16 protein-coding genes are annotated in these 17,089 nt (G+C 64.6%); 11 read left to right on the top strand and 5 right to left on the bottom strand.

The window, feature by feature from the left end:
• Positions 1 to 150: 150 nt before the first annotated feature.
• Both R2N16_RS18880 and R2N16_RS18875 read left to right on the top strand, forming a co-directional pair.
• Entirely contained in the window at positions 151 to 567 is a 417-nt protein-coding gene (locus R2N16_RS18880; RefSeq protein ID WP_316667445.1) for an organic hydroperoxide resistance protein, read from the top strand.
• 74 nt (positions 568 to 641) lie between these two features.
• Positions 642 to 1,196, top strand: coding sequence for a thioredoxin family protein (locus R2N16_RS18875; RefSeq protein ID WP_316667443.1), 555 nt, complete (start codon positions 642 to 644; stop codon positions 1,194 to 1,196).
• A 44-nt stretch (positions 1,197 to 1,240) separates the two neighbouring features.
• On the opposite strand, the gene R2N16_RS18870 is transcribed toward R2N16_RS18875, so the two are convergent.
• Positions 1,241 to 2,065 (bottom strand): enoyl-CoA hydratase, encoded by an 825-nt coding sequence (locus R2N16_RS18870; protein WP_316667441.1) that lies wholly within the window; start codon positions 2,063 to 2,065, stop codon positions 1,241 to 1,243.
• 305 nt (positions 2,066 to 2,370) lie between these two features.
• Here R2N16_RS18870 and R2N16_RS18865 point away from each other — a divergent pair, with 305 nt between their 5' ends.
• Entirely contained in the window at positions 2,371 to 3,279 is a 909-nt protein-coding gene (locus tag R2N16_RS18865; RefSeq protein ID WP_316667439.1) for an MASE4 domain-containing protein, read from the top strand.
• 16 nt (positions 3,280 to 3,295) lie between these two features.
• On the opposite strand, the gene R2N16_RS18860 is transcribed toward R2N16_RS18865, so the two are convergent.
• The 3 genes from R2N16_RS18860 to R2N16_RS18850 all read right to left on the bottom strand — a co-directional run bounded on the left by R2N16_RS18860 (position 3,296) and on the right by R2N16_RS18850 (position 6,467).
• Complete coding sequence (locus R2N16_RS18860; RefSeq protein WP_316667437.1) at positions 3,296 to 4,213, bottom strand: DMT family transporter; 918 nt, start codon at positions 4,211 to 4,213, stop codon at positions 3,296 to 3,298.
• A 170-nt stretch (positions 4,214 to 4,383) separates the two neighbouring features.
• The gene (locus R2N16_RS18855; RefSeq protein WP_316667435.1) at positions 4,384 to 5,145 is read right to left on the bottom strand and encodes a hypothetical protein; all 762 of its coding nucleotides are present in this window, start codon (positions 5,143 to 5,145) and stop codon (positions 4,384 to 4,386) included.
• Between the two features lie 62 nt (positions 5,146 to 5,207).
• Complete coding sequence (locus tag R2N16_RS18850) at positions 5,208 to 6,467, bottom strand: glycosyl hydrolase family 28 protein (RefSeq protein WP_316667433.1); 1,260 nt, start codon at positions 6,465 to 6,467, stop codon at positions 5,208 to 5,210.
• 549 nt (positions 6,468 to 7,016) lie between these two features.
• Here R2N16_RS18850 and R2N16_RS18845 point away from each other — a divergent pair.
• From R2N16_RS18845 to R2N16_RS18815, 7 genes are all read left to right on the top strand, one after another.
• Positions 7,017 to 7,367 (top strand): hypothetical protein, encoded by a 351-nt coding sequence (locus R2N16_RS18845; protein ID WP_316667431.1) that lies wholly within the window; start codon positions 7,017 to 7,019, stop codon positions 7,365 to 7,367.
• A gap of 138 nt (positions 7,368 to 7,505) precedes the next feature.
• Positions 7,506 to 8,657: an ABC transporter substrate-binding protein gene (locus tag R2N16_RS18840; RefSeq protein WP_316667429.1), complete on the top strand. Its 1,152-nt coding sequence runs from the start codon at positions 7,506 to 7,508 to the stop codon at positions 8,655 to 8,657.
• A gap of 263 nt (positions 8,658 to 8,920) precedes the next feature.
• Positions 8,921 to 10,486, top strand: a complete 1,566-nt coding sequence (locus R2N16_RS18835; RefSeq protein ID WP_316667427.1) for a methyl-accepting chemotaxis protein — start codon at positions 8,921 to 8,923, stop codon at positions 10,484 to 10,486.
• 42 nt (positions 10,487 to 10,528) lie between these two features.
• Positions 10,529 to 10,990: an MEKHLA domain-containing protein gene (locus R2N16_RS18830; RefSeq protein WP_316667425.1), complete on the top strand. Its 462-nt coding sequence runs from the start codon at positions 10,529 to 10,531 to the stop codon at positions 10,988 to 10,990.
• Between the two features lie 134 nt (positions 10,991 to 11,124).
• Positions 11,125 to 11,952, top strand: a complete 828-nt coding sequence (locus R2N16_RS18825) for a hypothetical protein (protein ID WP_316667423.1) — start codon at positions 11,125 to 11,127, stop codon at positions 11,950 to 11,952.
• A gap of 252 nt (positions 11,953 to 12,204) precedes the next feature.
• Entirely contained in the window at positions 12,205 to 12,777 is a 573-nt protein-coding gene (locus R2N16_RS18820) for a hypothetical protein (RefSeq protein ID WP_316667421.1), read from the top strand.
• Between the two features lie 121 nt (positions 12,778 to 12,898).
• The gene (locus R2N16_RS18815; protein ID WP_316667419.1) at positions 12,899 to 13,528 is read left to right on the top strand and encodes a hypothetical protein; all 630 of its coding nucleotides are present in this window, start codon (positions 12,899 to 12,901) and stop codon (positions 13,526 to 13,528) included.
• Positions 13,529 to 13,545: 17 nt separating this feature from the next.
• Here R2N16_RS18815 and R2N16_RS18810 read toward each other — a convergent pair whose 3' ends face one another.
• Positions 13,546 to 15,717: a PTS sugar transporter subunit IIC/EAL domain-containing protein gene (locus R2N16_RS18810; protein WP_316667417.1), complete on the bottom strand. Its 2,172-nt coding sequence runs from the start codon at positions 15,715 to 15,717 to the stop codon at positions 13,546 to 13,548.
• A 287-nt stretch (positions 15,718 to 16,004) separates the two neighbouring features.
• On the opposite strand from R2N16_RS18810, the gene R2N16_RS18805 reads away from it, so the two are divergent.
• Positions 16,005 to 17,075 (top strand): FUSC family protein, encoded by a 1,071-nt coding sequence (locus tag R2N16_RS18805; protein ID WP_316667415.1) that lies wholly within the window; start codon positions 16,005 to 16,007, stop codon positions 17,073 to 17,075.
• Positions 17,076 to 17,089 lie beyond the last annotated feature (14 nt).

The raw sequence follows: 17,089 nt of genomic DNA, 5'->3' as shown, positions 1-17,089 counted from the left end.
GCCCAGACAGAACGGCCCTTTCCACGCTACTTCGGGGATACGTCGGCCCTCTTTAATGCGTCTCGTGGCCCCGGCAGCAAGCGAACACCAAGCCGCTGCAGCCTGGACGCAAATCCCCCCCTCTTTCCCCTGCATCAAAAGGAGATCACCATGACCCGTATCGAAAACGTTCTGTACACCGCCAAGGTCAACGTCACCGGCGGCCGCGATGGCCAGGCACATAGCGATGACGACCGCCTGAGCCTGAAGCTGTCGCCTCCGGGCAGCAGCGGCCGCGGTACGAACCCCGAGCAACTGTTCGCCGCCGGCTGGTCGGCCTGCTTTATCGGCGCAATGGGCCGTGCGGCCAGCCAGATGAAGATCAAGCTGCCGGCCGATCTGTCCTTGAACACCGAAGTCGACCTGGGCACCACCGACAACGCCTTCTTCCTGCAAGCACGCCTGAACGTGAGCCTGCCCGGCCTGGACCGCGAAGTGGCGCAAGCCATGGTGGAAGCCGCGCACCAGATCTGCCCGTACTCAAAGGCCACGCGCGGCAACATCCAGGTCGAGCTGAACCTGGTCTGACGCACCGCACGGCCCGCCGCGCGCTGACAGCGGCTGGTGGGCCTTCGCCCTCAACTTTTCACGGATTGCACATCATGCGCACGACCCTCCGCGCCGCCCTTGCGGCACTCGCCATCGGCGCCGTCTACTTTGTTGGGACCGGCGCACCCGCCTTCAGCCAGACCGCCGCCACGGGCGCGGCTGCGCCCGAGTTCACGGGCATCACGCAGTGGCTGAACTCGCCGCCGCTGTCCATGAAAGACCTGCGCGGCAAGGTCGTGCTGGTGGATTTCTGGACGTACTCCTGCATCAACTGCCTCAACACGCTGCCGCACGTGAAGCAGTGGTACGACAAGTACAAGGATCAGGGCCTGGTCGTGGTGGGCGTGCATACGCCGGAATACGCGTTCGAAAAATCGACCCCCAACGTACAGGCCGCACTCAAGCGGCTGGACGTGCGCTACCCGGTCGCGCAGGACAACAGCTATGCAACGTGGTCCGCGTTCCACAACCAGTTCTGGCCGGCGCTGTACCTGATTGATGCCGACGGCCGCATCGTCTATCAGCACTTTGGCGAAGGCCGCTACGCAGAGACGGAAGCCGCCATCCAGAAGCTGCTGGCAGAGCGCAAGCCGCAGCAGCCTGCGTGATGGGCCAGCGCGAGAAAGCCCGCCCTGATTGCGCTTACGGGCGCTTACGGGCGCCAGCGGGCGGGGCGTTTTTCCAGGAAGGCGTCGATGCCCTCGCCGGCATCTTCTTCCATCATGTTGCGGGCCATGACATCGCCCGCGTAAGCATAGGCATCGGCAAGCGGCATCTGCCGTTGCCGATAGAACATCGCCTTACCGTAGCGGATGGCGGTGGGGCTCTTAGAGACGATGTCCGCCACCTTGCGAGCCACAGCGTCATCCAGTTGCTCAGCGGGCACGGCTTCGTTGACGAGGCCCCAGTCGGCCGCCGTGGCCGCATCGATAAAGCGGCCCGTCACCAGCATGTCGAACGCGCGCTTTGCGAGCACATTGCGCGACAACGCCACCGCTGGCGTCGAGCAGAACAGGCCAACGTTGATGCCCGACACGGCAAACCGCGCTGCGTCTGAAGCGATGGCCAGATCGCAACTCCCGACCAACTGACAACCCGCCGCCGTTGCCACGCCGTGCACGCGCGCGATGACCGGCACCGGCAGCGCCTGTATTGCCTGCATCACCACACTGCACCGCGCAAACAGCGCCTGGTAATACGCAAGCTCAGGCGTGCCGCGCATTTCACGCAGGTCATGTCCGGCGCAGAAGGCCTTGCCCTCGGCGCCCAGCACCACGCAGCGCACCGTCGCATCACGCGCAATGTCGTCCAACGCGCGCTGCAGCGCATCAAGCATGGCTTCAGACAACGCATTGAACTGCAGGGGCCGATTCAGCCGCAGGGTGACGACGCCGTCGCGGTCATCGCGCAGGACGGGCGCCTCGGTGGCGGTAGCGGTGGTGGCGGTGGTCGTGGCGGCGGTGGGATGAGGTTGCATGCGCACTCCTTTGCAGGGTGGTGCCCTGGGTCGGCACCAGTCTATCCCCGCCGGGCGTGCGCTGCACGCAGGCGTTGCCGGTCGCCGCCGGCTGGCATTCAGCAGCCCCAGACCTGAAAGTTCTACCCCTTCGCCGCGTTGACATTCGGCAGGCCGCTGACTATCACCCGTCTATAAGACGTCGGCCGCCGGCAGAGAAAACGCGGGGCGCGGTCGCACGGCAAGTCACACAGCAAGTCACACCACAAGCGAACGAGTGACACAGTCACCGCAAGGGGGCCAACGTGATGTCGGAAACGCTGGACATGCAGCGAGGCTTATTGCTGAGCCTCTCGCCAGGACGCCGGACGTACTGGATGGCGCAGGCAGTCGCCTTGCTGTCGCTCGTGGTGCTGCTGTCCGCCCTGCCGTTCGCCAAGGTGCAGTTGGCACAACTTCCGTCGTTCGTGCCGATTTACGAATCGGCCCTCATCCTCAATGACCTGATTACCGCCGTGCTGCTCTTCGGGCAGTTCGCCATCACGCGGTCGCGCGCGATGCTGGCGCTCGCCAGCGGCTACCTGTTCACGGCCGCCACGGCGGTGGGGCATCTGCTGTCGTTTCCGGGGCTGTTCGCATCAGGCGGCCTGCTGGGCGCGGGGCCGCAGAGCACCGCGTGGATCTACATGTTCTGGCACGCGGGCTTTCCGCTGTTTGTCATCGCTTACGCCGTGCTCAAGGGGCGCGAAGAGCGCGAGCCCGACCGCTTCCCAGCCCACACGCTGACACGGCAAGCGGCGCTGGGCACCGTGGCTGCCGTGCTGGGCGCGTCCGCCGCCTGCGTGGCGCTGGCCACTGCCGGCGAACACCTGCTGCCCACCATCATGGCCGCCAACCGCTACACGCCCATCATGGGGATCGTGGCTGGCGGCACGTGGTGCTTTTGCGCGGTCGCGCTGGTCGTGCTCTGGCGCAGCCGCCCACACCTGACGCTGGATATCTGGCTGATGGTGGTGCTGTGCGTCTGGATCTGCGATGTCGCGCTCAGCGCCGTATTCAACGGCGGGCGGTATGACCTCGGCTTCTATGTCGGCCGCCTGTTCGGGCTAATGGGGGCGAGCTTTGTGCTGCTGCTGTTGTTGATCGAGAACACGGTGCTGCATTCCCGGTTGGCAGCGGCGCGAGCGGAACTCAAGCGGCTGGCGCCGAGCAATATGAGGGATCGGGAGGGCTGACTGAAGAGCCTCGCCGTTACACCCGCCGCACCTGAGCCGCCCGCACCGGCATCGACATCGCCGCCACCCCCATCACTACACACCCCAACCCGATCCACGCCGAAGACGGCAACGACTCCCCCAGAAACACCACGCCGATCACGACCCCGATCGGCACGCGCAAATACGCCTGCGCGGTCGTACCGATCGCGCCGAGCGTCTGGATGAGCCGGAAGTAGATGGCAAACGCCAGCGCCGTAGAGAAAGCCGCCAGCGCCACCAACGCCGTCAACGAACGCGCAGAGGGCTGCACAGCCCAAGGGTGATCAACGAGCAGACTGGCTGGCGTCAGCACCAAGGCCCCCATCAGCAACGAGCCGGTAGCAGGCGCCGCAGGGTGCAGCCCCTTGAACGAGCGGCCGTAGAGGGCGGCACCTGCATAGCACGCCGTCGCCGCCACGATGGCCAGTTGCGGAACAAGCTGACCGCCCAACCCATCGAGCGCGCTCGGGCCAATCACAAGACACGTGCCGGCAAACCCCGCCATCACGCCGACCAGTTTGCGCAGCGACACCGGCTCGTGCCGCGTGATGAGCGTCGTTGCCACAAACACCATGACGGGCGATGTCGAATTCAAGATGGTCGCCAGACTCGCCCCAACCGAGCGCTCGGCCCACGCGATGAGCGTGAACGGCACGACGCTATTGAGCAGCGCCTGCGCACCGAAGCGCATCCAGACCCGCCTGTCTCGCGGCATGCGGATGTTGCGACTACGCATCCACAGCCACAGCAGCGTCGCAGCAATCAACGTTCTGGCGGCAATGAAAGTGAGTGGCGGAATGGTCTCCACGCCGATCCGGATGAAGGTATAAGACGCGCCCCACAGGGTCGACAGCGTGAGGAGCAGGGCCAGATCGGTGGCAAGGCTGGATGGGGGCGTGTCGGCGGTCGGCACGGAGTGCCCTCCTGTTTGGCGGCGCGGGGCCGCAACGCGATACCGGAGGATCGTAGCGGGGATGGGTGTTGATTGCGCGGAAAACGGTTTGGTGTGGAGCGAAGTGTGGGTGGGGATGTGACGGAGGGCGTGGACGGCGCAATCGCACTCTCGATTTTTGACGCGAGCGCCTACTGGGCACGCCGCATCGCATAACGAGTCACCACCCCTTGCAACACCCCCACCATGTACTGCCGGTGCTTCTCCTCCTCCGCAGGATTGCTCCAATGCGGCACCGGGTACCGCTCACCCTGCAAGGCCACGCCCTGCGCATCCGCCACGCGTTGCCGCCACTCCTGCACGACCTGGTCCAACTGCGCATCGTCGTTCTGATACCAGGCCTGCACGACGCGCTCGCCCAACAGGCGTTGCCGCACGCGGTCGCGCTGTTCGCGCCAGATGGCGATGCGTTCGATATCAACAGTAGACGCCTGCATGTCGCGGTTCAGATGCTGAGCGGCAAGCAGGTCGTCGTGAGCCTGCATGTACGTCTGATAGCGCTCGGCCAACTGCACGGCTTCCGCCCAAGCGGTGGCCGGGAGTCTGCTTTTGAGATAGGCCTTCAACCGCTCGGCGCGGTCATCGCCGGGCTTGAGCAGGAAGGTGTTGAACACGTTGAGCAACGCGGTATCCACGACCAGCGTCTGCTGCGCTGTGATGGTGAGCGCAGCAGCGTTGCCCGCGCTGGGCCACGTTGTGACCGGCGCGCTGTGGGACGCGGCAGGTATGACGGCGGCGCTTGATGTGCGCGGCTGAGCCGCAGCAGCGTTTTCCGGTTCAGGCAACCGTGCGCTGAGCACACCGATCGCCAAGCCCGCAACCGCGGCAACCGCCGCGGCGGCCCACAGATACGGGCCTTGCCCGTTCCACAAGGTTTCAGGTCGGGTTCTCATCAGAGATGCCCGCGCCATGCAGGGCGTACGGCACCGCTGCATGGCGAGGTATGTGCCTCCGATCAGAACGAACAGCTCGGCACACTGCCCGACATCGTGAAGCTCGACGTGGTCACGCCAGTGCCCGAAGGCACAACGTTCGACTTGTAGAGGCCGACGTTGGCGTACTGGTCACCGCTTTGCGCCGTGGCATCCAGGCTGACGTTGGCCAGGTACGCGTTGACCGGGAAGCTCGCGTTGCGCCCGTCGATCTTGCTGTAAGCGCCCGACACCGATTGCGTGGAATACGCACCGTTGACCACGATGTTCGACAGCGACGGGCTGCCCCCCGTGGTGCACGCGTTGTAGTTGGTGTCCATCACGATCAGATGCTTCACACCGGTCATGCAGGTGTTGACGTAGCTCACCTGCTTGACCGTGAGCGAGCATGGGCCCGTCTTGACGTTGATGCCGTTGTTGTTGGTGGACTGTGTACCGCTCAGGTCATTGCCGTACACGTAGTTGTTCGTGAACAGGATGTTCGACACGGTGTTCTTGTCGATGCTGCCCACTGACAGACCATGCGTGCCGTGCAGCCGCGTGTTCGACACCGTCACGTTGGAGATGTCGCCCGAGTTGGTCTTGACGGCAATGCCGTCGTCGCCGGCCTCGATATCGGATTGCGTGACGGTGGCGTTGGTCAGGCTGTCGATGTCGATGCCGTCTGCGTTCTTGCGCGTGGCCGGCGTGCGGATGGACACGCCCCAGGCGGTAAAGCCGTTGCCGCCTTCCACATACAGGTTCGGGTGCGCGGCCTGCGCCAGCGTCACGTTGTAGACAATGAAGTTGGTGATGTTGCTCGCCTGCACCAGGCGCGGCGTGCCGCTGATGATGTCGCCACGGCCATCCACCGTGCCCGGGCCCATGAGCGATGCATTGGTGCCCGTAAACGACAGCAGGTTGGCGGCGCTGCTGTAACTGTCGTTGCCGAACAGCGTCACGCCGGAATTGATGACGAGGCCCGCCCCGCTGATGGACAGGCTGCCCGTGTAAAACGCGTCATTCGAGCCTGACGCGGCCAGTACCACGCTCTTGCCCGTGTCCTTGCAGTCGGTCAATGCCTGTTGAATGACGCTGGTGTCGTCGGCAGAGGACGACGGCGGCGACGCGCGCTGCGTGCTTGAATACCGCGCGTTGATCGTCTTGCAGATGCCCGGATACGTCGGCTGCGTGACGGTACGGCTATCGCCCGTGGCCAATGTCTGCGCCCCGGCAGAGCCAGCGGAACCCGCGGCCAACAAGGATGCGGCCAGGATCAACCCGACCTTGGTTTGCATGTTCATCGATGTCTCACTCCTGTCTTGGTGTTCGGCACCGCAACGGCAGCGTGGCGGTGCCACCTGGGCAGACCGCACCCTCAGCTCAAGATATATCAGAGCATATTCATTGGTATATCAATGAGGAAAATTGAGGATTCAACCAAGACCCCGTTCGCTTTGCGCTTCGCCACCGAAGATCTGTCCGCAATTGCGAAGACGCAAAGCCGTATCGCCCGCCTGCAGGGTGACGCGGCGGCGGCGGTTGCCTAAGATGCCGCCCTCTCGGCAAGTCGCTACAAGCGGCCGCGCCGGGCCCGACGGTCATGCGCAACACCACGTGCATGACCGTCACCCCTCGCCGCCACTCAGTGCAATCCACTCCCGATGTCGAAGATCAGCAGCGCGAACGGTATCCCGCCACGGCATGACAGCCCGCCCGGCGGGCAGCACACAGGGCTCCCGGCACGCGTTGCGCCGTCACCCGCCTGCGCACCCCGGGTGGCCGGTCCCGGCCTGATGCACCTACCCAAACCCTCCGCCGCACGTCAGCCCGCCCCCACACTAGCCAAACCCTTGCGGACGCCGGAAACGCGGCAGCGCCTGCATCGCTTGCGCAAAGAACTCAGCAAGATCGCGCCCGCGCCCGCCTGTGCCGAAGACGCCCATGCCGACATCCTCGCAGCCATGGCGCGCGCTGGCCTGAGCGGCTGGACGCTACCGGCACTGTCCGACCCAGCCAACCCGCGCCATGCAGATGGGTCGGTGGTGGTGTCGCTGGTGTCTCACACCATCGTCTTCAACGCGGGGGGCGCGTTCCGCATCATCGATCTGCTGCCCCCTGGGAGCGTGTACTTTGAGTTGGCCGGGCACGACGGCGCAGCGTTTGTGCTGCCGTGCGGCGCCCCCCTCGTCGCCCCTCATTAGCGCGCGACGCTGCGGCCTCCCCAGCCTCATCCTCGTTCCCCAAAAACCCTCGGCTCAGGGTTATCCGCCATTTCGGCCGGCGCTCACCTTTTCGACACTCCTGCCACACCACCAATAAAACAAGGGGCGGAGACAGGTATGGACCGGAGGCAATTCGTACGGAGTTCAGTCGCACTGGGCGGCGCAATGATGCTGTCACCCATGGCGCGCGCGGCGGAAGCCGGCGTGTTTGCAGACAAGATCGTCTTTGGGCAGACGGTCGGGTTCGACAGCGTATGGGGCGGGCTGTACAGGAACTACACCAACGGCCTGCTGGCCGGCTTCGAGCAAGTCAATGCCCAGGGCGGCGTGGCGGGCCGCAAGCTGGTCGTCAAGCGGCTGGAAGACAACTACCTGCCCGACAAGGCCGTCGCCAACGTCAAGACGCTGGTGCAGGAAGGCGTGTTCGGGCTGGTGTGCATGGGCGGCACCGGCAACACCATCGCCACGCTGCCGCTGCTGGAGCAATACCGCCTGCCGATGGTGGGCGCCATGACAGGCGCCACCGCCGCGCGCAAACCCAACGCACCGCTGTTCCATACGCGCGCCAGCTACGCCGACGAAGTCACGAAGATGGTGCAGCACGCCACCACCATCGGGCTCAAGCGCGTCGCCGTGGTCTACCAGGACAACCCCTTCGGCTCGGGCAATGCCGACGCCGCCAAGGCCGCCGCCAGCAAGTTCGGCGCGCAGATCGTCGCGCTCATCCCGCACAACGCCAAGGGCGACGACATCGACATGGTGGTCGACAAGATTGCCGCGGCCAACCCGCAGACCACGCTGCTGTTCACGTCGCCCACCTCCGTGGCCGACATGCTGATGCGCTATCAGGCCAAGCACGGCCCCGTGCCACTGCCGCAACCGTGGATTCTGTCGGTCACCACGCCCAAGACCGTGTTTGAGAAAGCCGGCCCGCTGGCCCATGGCGTGGCTGTCACGCAGGTCATGCCCGGCCCCAACGTGCGGACCCAGCCGCTGGTGCGCGCATTTCGCGAGGCCAATGACAAGTTTGGCGACCACAACAACCAGACCTACGAAGCGGTGGAAGGCTTTCTCACCGCGCGCGTCATCGTGGACGGCCTGCGAGCCTGCGGCAGCAACCCCACGCGCGAAGCCTTCATCCAGGCGCTGGAAGGCTTTGGCACACGCGACTTCGGCGGCGTGCGCGTCCATTACGACCGCAACAACCACGCCGGGCTCGACTACGTCGACGTAACCATGATTGGCAGCAACGGCCACCTGGTCGGCTGAGCCATGCGCGGCTTGTGAGTTCAACGGCTTGACGCCCGCCCGCCGCCGGAGACGTTCAATCCGGCGGCGGGCACGTTGTTTTAGGTGACGGGCGTTGTAGGCCGATCGCCTCCCTCAGAAGAGTTACCCCCACACTGCCACCAGCGCGCGCTAAAGAACCCGCGCGCCACCGCCGTTACCTCACAGTGGAGACAATCTCGGCAGGCCGGCGCGCAGCGGGATTGATATATCAGAACAGATACAACACAAGAGGAAGTCCCGCAATGCAATGGTTCGCCAGTCTCAAGTTGGGCCACAAGCTCATGGGCTTGTTGCTGCTCTGCGCAGCCACCACGGTGGTTGTTGGGGTGGTCGGTACCGTCAAGGTGCGTGAACTCGCCACCATGCAGACGACGATGTACGAGAGCGAAGTCGTGCCCATCCGGCAGATTGGCACCGCCGCGTGGCAAGCGGCTGCGCACTATCGGCGGCTGTACGACTACGTCGTGAAGACCGACCCGAAGGGCCGCGAAGACACGCTGGCATTCAACAAGGGCGGCGAGGCCGCCGTCATCGCCGCGTTCGACTACGAACGTGCGCACCCGTTTGACGATCGGCAAAAGCAATTGCTGGCGGATTTTGATGCCACCTGGCCGGTTTATCTTGCTTCCGTGCAGAAGGTGGAAAACCTGGCGCGCCAAGGCGACCAGCCCGCTGCGCTTGCCGAGATGCAAGCCAACACGGATGGCCTGCACGTGAAGATCCGCAAGATCCTGATCGAATTCTCCAACCTGCGCGATGCCTCGGCCAAAGCACGCGCCGAAGCGGGCGTCGCACTCGTTGCCGGGGTCACGCGCTGGATTGTGGGTTGCGCGGCGGTGGGCGTGGGTATCGCGCTTGCGCTAGGCCTGGCAGTTGCCCGATCGATCGTGCGGCAGATCGGGGGCGAACCCGTGCAGGTTGCGCGTGTGGTTGCGCAAATTGCCGGTGGCGACTTGCAGACACGTGTCGACACGCGCGCGGCCGACCGGCAGAGCATCCTGCATGCGGTCGCGCAAATGCAGGGCAGCCTTGCAGCGGTGGTCGGGTCAATTCGCACGAGCACGGAATCGGTGTCTGTGGCATCGCGCGAGATTGCCAGCGGCAACGTGGATCTGTCCTCGCGCACGGAGCAGCAGGCCGCCTCGCTTGAGGAAACCGCGTCGAGCATGACGCAGTTGACGCAAACCGTGAAGCAGAACGCAGACAACGCGCGCCAGGCCAATACACTCGCCGCACTCGCCACAGAAAAAGCAGACGCCGGCAACAACGCCATGCAAGGCATGGTCAGCACCATTGAAAAAATCAGCGGCAGCTCGACCAAGATCTCGGAGATCACCGGCGTGATCGAGGGCATCGCGTTCCAGACCAACATCCTCGCGCTCAATGCCGCTGTGGAAGCCGCACGTGCCGGCGAGCAAGGCCGGGGTTTTGCCGTGGTGGCCAGCGAGGTGCGCAGCCTTGCGCAGCGCTCTGCGTCCGCCGCCAAGGAGATCAAGGCATTGATCGGAGCATCGGTCTCGATGATTCAGGACGGCGCAACGCAAGCCCTGGCCGTCGGCTCCACCATCGGGCAGGTGAAAGACGCGATCAAACGCGTGTCCGACATCGTGGGCGAGATCACCGCAGCGTCGGACGAGCAGACGCGCGGCATCGAGCAAGTCCACACCGCGATTCATCAGATGGACGAGGTGACGCAGCAGAACGCCGCGCTGGTGGAAGAAGCTGCTGCGGCTGCGCAATCGCTGGAGGAACAGGCAGACAAGCTGAAAGACGTCGTGTCGGTGTTCAAGCTGGCGGGGGCAGGCTGATAAAGTCACCGCCTCTTTCTTGAAGCCCACCGATACATCGCGATGACGGTATCCCTAAGCCTGGACCCGCAGTTCTTCAACCTGCTGGCCGACAGCCACCAGCGGCTCGTTGGCACGCCGCTGATCGACAACGGTATCGCGCCCGCCGATGCGGCCCGGTGGCTTTACGAAGACGCGCCCTTCTGCATGCTGGCGCACAACACCGACCCAGACCCCTGCTTCATCTATGCGAACCGGGCCGCGCAGCGCTGCTTTGAATACGATTGGAATGGCATCACGGCGTTACGGTCGCGTTTTTCGGCAGAGCAACCGAACCGGGAGGAACGTGCGCAATTGCTGGAGTCGGTACGCACGCGCGGGTTCGCCACCGGTTATCGGGGCGTGCGCATCTCGCGCTCCGGAAGGCGGTTCTGGATTGAAGGCGGCACCGTGTGGAACCTGATCGACAGCGAGGGCGTGTACCACGGACAAGCTGCGACCTTCCACCACTGGTATGACGTGTGATTTGCGGGGCTAGAGCGCGCGCAGGCACGCCGCTGAACTTCGCACGCACAGCCCTCGCTTCGCACAGGCGCATTTGCGCTACGCGCACCCCACGCAACACTGTCGGCTTCGTTGAATTCCCCTTGGAGACCAACATGGGGCTCTGCATTTCGAAGCCGGCCAGCACCTCGATCAACCGCGCGCGCGACACCCAGCCCGCGACGGCGCCATCAACTCAGCACAGCGGTCACGCGCAAGCGCGCCACGCCCGCCAGGCTGGCGGGCAACTGAGCCAACTGGGCAACATGAGCCGCAACCGGGCGGCCACGTCGGGCGCCGGCACGTCGTCGCTGCAAACGCGGCGCACCGCGGTCCTTCCGTCTGCCCAGCATGACGGCTCATCGCAGACGCAAACGGCCGTGGCAGCCGTGCTGACCCACGTGCGTAAGACTTACTACAAGCCCAATCTGAAGTCGGGCAACAAGGTGAAGGGCGATACCGAGGCAGAACACCTCCGGCAACTGAGCGCAACGGATGAAGTCAACCGGATACGCAGCCAGCCCAACGCGCTGCTCGCTGCCCAGGAAGGCAAGGCGCACCAGTGCCAGGAGCTGACGCATTTGGCAGTGCACCACCTGTGGCAGGACTACAAGCTGCCCGCAAAGATTCTGGAACTCGGCGGCGATGACACGGACGTTGCCCACTGCGTTGCCGTCGTTGGCCTGGTCCCCCACCAGCTACACGCCAACATGAAGACGTGGCATCCGGACACCTTTATCTGTGACCCATGGAGCAACATTGCCTGCCGGGCAAAGGACTACCCCAAGCAGTTCATCGACAAGATGGAGAAGTGGGAAAACCAAGGCAAGCTCGTCGGCTATCCGCCCATGGGTTTCGTGCAGCCAACCGAACCGGCATGGATCAAAGATGTGCTGCGGGGCGATAGGACCGTATCGAACCCGTTTGAAAGCAACTCGCCCTGAACCAAGCCGTCTTGACGCCCGCGCCACCGCCCCGCCAATGGAGCAGAACCCGCCCCGAGGCGGGTTTTTCATTGCCCGCCCCGCAACCGGAAAGACCAGAAGGCCCAGAAGAACATCCACCCGATGGCCGGCATCCGTCCAGCGCAGCTTTCGGCGGCCCTGGGTCTGGGCTCGACGTTCTGGACCTCGGACCCTGGCACTTGGCATGCAACGCTCAGCGTAGAATCCGCCTGCCACGGAACCCGCCCCACCATGCCTGCTCGCACCATCGCAATGCTCTGCGCCATCACGTCTCTCACGGCGTGCGTGAGCTATCAAGACCCGCGCACGCCCGAACAGCAGGCGCTTGCGTTGCGGCGGGCCGCCAATGAACTGGTCGGCACCTACACCGTCACAGACAGCCGCAACGACGATGGTCGGGGCTATACGCAAGCCATCGTCAGCAAGCAAGACGGCTCAAGCCAGCTCAGCCTGCAACTGATGGGCCCCGCCACCGGTGCAATCACGCTGGCCGGTTCCGACTGCCGAGGGTGGTATGCCGAGAACCACCGCTACACGGCCATGCAGTGCGATGCGTTGACCGGCGAGGTCAACTTCTTCTCTCTGATGCGACAGGCCAACCCAGACCCGGTGAACTCCGGCACCATACCGGCGTCGTTTGCGACGATGGTGGTTCCGGAAGGCAGCTATCTTTTTGACATTGCCGACCGCAGCGGGCGGTATCACCACTACGTGTTTACAAAGACACCACCGCAGCAGGTGAGCGAAGCGCCCGGAGCCACGCGGCGATGGCCGGCACCGCCCGCACCGCGCTCATCGCAATAGGCATCGGCAGCCCGTTGCGTCATATCGCCGGCTTAGCATGCACAACACAACAACATACGTTTCAAAGGGGTAGGCGTTGTCGAAAAAGATCCTCTCTCTGGTCTTGGCCTGCGCTTGCAGCATGAGCCAAGCGGCCTTCGGACAAATCACCACGGAAGCGCCCCTGACAGACGCACCTCCAACCGAAGCGCTCCAGGCGCAAGTCGTTCAGGCAGGCACGCTTCAGGCGGACGCACCCAGCGCGGAAGCCCGCCAAGCGGAAACCCCCGCCCCCGAGCCCATCGCCAAGATGGAGCCCGTTGTGAAGGTTGAACAAAGCTATTGGGCAGCCGAAGGCCTGAGCGCGCGGATGCGCAAGGCGCGTGCGATCACGCTGTACTTGATGGACCCCGCCCTGGCGTCGCTCAAGGCCGTGGACGAAGCGCACCTGAAAGACGCCGGCTGCGAATACAGCACCGAAGACGCCGCGCTCATCGCCAACTTTGCCGAGTCCGTGGAAGGCGCCAGCGTGCGCAGCAACTCGTTCTCGCTCCAGTTCGAGCCGCGCGAAGCGGTCTACCTTGCGCTGGCCGGCGGCAGCGAGATGAAGCTGCTGTTCGAGAAGCCCTACCCGAACCAATCGGAAGTGCTCGGGCAGATCAATGGTCAACCGGTCACGGTCAGCAAGAGCCTGGTGGAATCCGTCTATCGATGGGCTGCGAAGGTTGGCCGGGTCCGCCGTTGCGAGAACTTTGTGGGCAAGTACCGGTAAGCCGCGCGCCAGCGCCTTCAAAGCGCATGTGCCAACGGCCGCAGGTTGGCATCCAGCACAAATTGCTGGCAGACGTGCGGTGCCAGCGGGCGGCTGAAGAAATACCCCTGGAACCGGTCGCACCCCAGGGCCGACAGGCGCTCGAGCTGCTGTTCGGTCTCCACACCTTCCACCACCGTCGACAGGTTCAGCGTCCGGCTCAGGCTGGCAATGCTGCGCACGATATGTTCGTTGACGCTGCCCGCGCTCACGTCGGCCAGAGAGCGGTCGATCTTCACGGTGTCCAGCGGCAGCTCGCGCAGGTAGTGCAGCGATGTATGGCCCATCCCGAAATCATCGAGCGCGACTTTCACGCCGGCCTCCCGCAACCGCTTCAGGTTGCCGATGGCGTTGACGTCGGGGAGCAGCATCGTGGATTCCGTGATCTCCAGTTCGAGCAGCGTCGGCGACAGCCCTTCGCGGCGCAGGATGTCGATCACGTGCCGATGGAACGCCCCGTCCAGCAACTGCCGTGGCGAGAGATTGACGGCAACCACGAAATCATCCGGCAATACCTCGCGCCAGGCGGCGCGCTGGTGACACGCAAGCGACAGGATGCGTAGGCCCAACTGGTCGATCTGGCCAATGTTGTCGGCCAGCGCCACGACAATCGGCGGCGCCACGCGCCCCAGCACCGGATGCTGCCAGCGCAGCAGCGCCTCGGCACCGAACACGCGCCCAGTGGTGCAATCCACCTGCGGCTGGAATTCCAGAAAGATCTGCCCTTCTTTCTTGATGGCATCTTCCAGGTCGCTGGCCAGCGCCACCGCCATGCGGCCCTCGTCGCCGGGCAGGTCCAGACACCGCCGGCCCTTCAGGCTCACCTCGGGCGACTCGGCAATCTGCAGCAAAGACGCCAGGACGTCCTGGCTACGCCGGGCGGACAGGACATCCGCCATGCGGACAAACGGAAGGTAAATGGCCGCGCCCGCCGCCAGGCCAATGAGCTGAACCACCGCACCCGATACCGAGCCCGTGGCCGCGTAGCCGCTGAACAGCGCCGGCGTGGTCCACGCCACGCTGTAGCTGATCTTGGGCATCAGGTCGGCAACGGTGGCCGCATAGGCAATCAGGATCTGCGCCAACGGGGCGAGCAGGAACGGAATCGCATACACCGGGTTGAGCACGAGCGGCAGCCCGAAGAGCAACGGCTCATTGACGTTGAACAGTGCCGGCAGCATCACCACCAGCGCCATCTTGCGCCCGCGCTGCGTGCGCCGGGCCATCAGCAGCGCCAGGATCAGGCTGAGCGTGCCGCCCGACCCGCCCATGCGCGCGAACACCGCAAAGAAGTGGTAGGTGAAGATGTACTGCGGATGACCACCACTGGCCACCGCCGCCGCATTGGCCTGCGCAGCGGGCTCCAGTATGTGTTGGTGGACGGTGTACAGCGCGTTCGGCCCATGGATGCCGAACAGCCAGAGCACCTGCGCCGCGGTTTCGTAGCCGAGACCGAACAACAGGCTGTTGGAGACATCCGAAAACGGCAACGCAAGCAGTGTGTTGACTGCCGCCACAAGGTGCGACCCGCCCGCCCAGACCATGGCCACCTTGAGCGCAGCAAACGTCAAGATCGTCAGCATGCCGGCCGGCATGATCTCCAGCACATCGCCCACCAGAAGATCGTTGCTCAAGTGATGGGACGGAATGCGTAAACGGCGGATGCTGCACAGCTTCAGAAACAGGCTGCCGCCCAGCGACGCGACCAGCAACGCGCCAAACAGCCCCTGCCCCAGCGAGAGCGACGCCATCAGCGACGAATCCGCATCCGGCGCGATGAGCGTAAAGAAGCACGACACCACCACCACCGCCGCCACGGCGGGGTTGACCACGCGATGCCCCGCGCGCTGGTTGTGCAACTGCGCCAGCACATCGGCAAACCCATAGAGCGCGACCAGCGAGCCGATGCCGAACGTGCCGGCCAACACGCTTTCGCAAAAGAGGTCCAACCGCGCGCCAAAGGCATTCACCAGCAGGTGGCGCATGCCGGCGGTGGGCGGGTAGCGCAAGAGCAGCGCCAGCGCGCCCACCATGATGAGCGGCAAAGACAGCGCCAGCCCACGCCGAATGGCAATGAAATACGGTGCACGGTCGATGCGCTCCGCGGCGCTCAATAACCGGAACCAGGGCGATAGCGCCTGCGTTGTCATAGGGCTCGATCGTGTTCGAGGTGGATCGGCAAAGGCCCGGGCAGCACAAAGCGTTGCCTCTGGGCGTATGCATCGTAATCGACACGATCTTGCGCACGCTGAAGCGCCGCCAGTTTGCGCAATACGCAAAATTGCTCACCGGACATGGCAAGCTTTGTGCAATACCTAGGGGAAACCCGAAGTTTTGACGCGCCCTTGCAACGTGCGCGCACCACAATAAGGCGGCGGCACCACGGTGGCGCCCATCCTAGGTACTGCGCGCCCCAGAATCTGCAACGATCTTGCTTATGTCGATTTCCATTCGTGCGCCCCGCACTGTGAAACTACCTGCTCCGCTTCTTTCCGTACTCCGGCTTGTACGCGACCCGCACCGGCGTTATCGGCATGCGCGGTACATCCACGCCACGCGCGTCGGCCTGGGGGTGCTGCTGTCCATTGCCGTCACGTCGGGCTTCGGCTGGCCGCATGGAGAGTGGGCCACCATCTCGCTGCTGATCGTCATTGCCGGCCTGCAGCACCACGGCAACATCCGCAAGCGCGCGGCAGAGCGCGCCTGGGGCACGCTCATCGGCGCGGTGGCGGGCCTGTTGATCATCGTTCAGCAGACCTGGCTCGGGCACCTGCCGCTCACCTACGCGCTCACCGCCATTGCATGCGGCATCTGCGCGTACCACGCCATCGGCAAGGGCGGCTATATCGCGCTGCTGGCCGCCATCACGCTGGTCATCGTGGTGGGGCATGGCGACAACAATCTCCTCGACGGCGCCTGGCGCACGCTCAACGTGCTGGTGGGGATTGCGATTGCGCTGCTGTTCTCGTTTGCGCTGCCGCTGTATGCCACGTACTCGTGGCGCTACCGGCTGGCCGATGCACTGCGGGAATGCGCCCGCGCATATGCGCGCCTCGGCCAGGCGGGCGCAGCGTCTGACGAGCGCAGCAAGCACCTCGGCAAGCTCAATACGCTGCTGGTGCAGTTGCGCTCGCTCATGCCGTCGGTGTCCAAAGAGATTGACGTGCCGCTGGAGCGGCTGGAGAACATCCAGCGCAGCCTGCGCATCTGCATCAGCACGCTCGAACTGCTCAATGCCGCGCGGAGGCCGCTGGATGGCCCGAGCGCTGATGTGTCGCCGGGTGTGGCAGACCGGCGCCTGCGCGATGCGCTGATCGGCATGTCGCGCGCGCTGCGGTTTGGGACGCTAGCGCGCCTGGCACGACCCCACGCGGCCGATACCGCCGAGGTGAACGACGCGCCCGGCACGACCACCGTGGAAAGCGCGCTGGCGCAGGGTTTCGCCAACGAGATCGAGAACCTGAGGCGGCAACTGCTGGCGATTGCGCCGCAGTGGAATATTGGGTGAAGCGGGAGGGCTGT

The sequence above is a fragment of the Ralstonia psammae genome, from assembly GCF_958405935.1.
Lineage (GTDB): Bacteria > Pseudomonadota > Gammaproteobacteria > Burkholderiales > Burkholderiaceae > Ralstonia > Ralstonia psammae.
Note: the sequence above shows the minus strand (reverse complement) of the source record. Positions and strands in the feature narration are given on the sequence as shown.

What these genes read in the sequence shown, in the direction of transcription:
- R2N16_RS18870 (WP_316667441.1), bottom strand. Translation starts at nt 2,065, where the DNA reads ATGCAACCTCATCCCACCGCCGCCACGACCACCGCCACCACCGCTACC.
- R2N16_RS18810 (WP_316667417.1), bottom strand. Translation starts at nt 15,717, where the DNA reads ATGACAACGCAGGCGCTATCGCCCTGGTTCCGGTTATTGAGCGCCGCG.
- R2N16_RS18880 (WP_316667445.1), top strand. Translation starts at nt 151, where the DNA reads ATGACCCGTATCGAAAACGTTCTGTACACCGCCAAGGTCAACGTCACC.
- R2N16_RS18825 (WP_316667423.1), top strand. Translation starts at nt 11,125, where the DNA reads ATGGGGCTCTGCATTTCGAAGCCGGCCAGCACCTCGATCAACCGCGCG.
- R2N16_RS18865 (WP_316667439.1), top strand. Translation starts at nt 2,371, where the DNA reads ATGCAGCGAGGCTTATTGCTGAGCCTCTCGCCAGGACGCCGGACGTAC.
- R2N16_RS18875 (WP_316667443.1), top strand. Translation starts at nt 642, where the DNA reads ATGCGCACGACCCTCCGCGCCGCCCTTGCGGCACTCGCCATCGGCGCC.
- R2N16_RS18830 (WP_316667425.1), top strand. Translation starts at nt 10,529, where the DNA reads ATGACGGTATCCCTAAGCCTGGACCCGCAGTTCTTCAACCTGCTGGCC.
- R2N16_RS18855 (WP_316667435.1), bottom strand. Translation starts at nt 5,145, where the DNA reads ATGAGAACCCGACCTGAAACCTTGTGGAACGGGCAAGGCCCGTATCTG.
- R2N16_RS18820 (WP_316667421.1), top strand. Translation starts at nt 12,205, where the DNA reads ATGCCTGCTCGCACCATCGCAATGCTCTGCGCCATCACGTCTCTCACG.
- R2N16_RS18840 (WP_316667429.1), top strand. Translation starts at nt 7,506, where the DNA reads ATGGACCGGAGGCAATTCGTACGGAGTTCAGTCGCACTGGGCGGCGCA.
- R2N16_RS18835 (WP_316667427.1), top strand. Translation starts at nt 8,921, where the DNA reads ATGCAATGGTTCGCCAGTCTCAAGTTGGGCCACAAGCTCATGGGCTTG.
- R2N16_RS18815 (WP_316667419.1), top strand. Translation starts at nt 12,899, where the DNA reads ATGAGCCAAGCGGCCTTCGGACAAATCACCACGGAAGCGCCCCTGACA.
- R2N16_RS18850 (WP_316667433.1), bottom strand. Translation starts at nt 6,467, where the DNA reads ATGAACATGCAAACCAAGGTCGGGTTGATCCTGGCCGCATCCTTGTTG.
- R2N16_RS18805 (WP_316667415.1), top strand. Translation starts at nt 16,005, where the DNA reads ATGTCGATTTCCATTCGTGCGCCCCGCACTGTGAAACTACCTGCTCCG.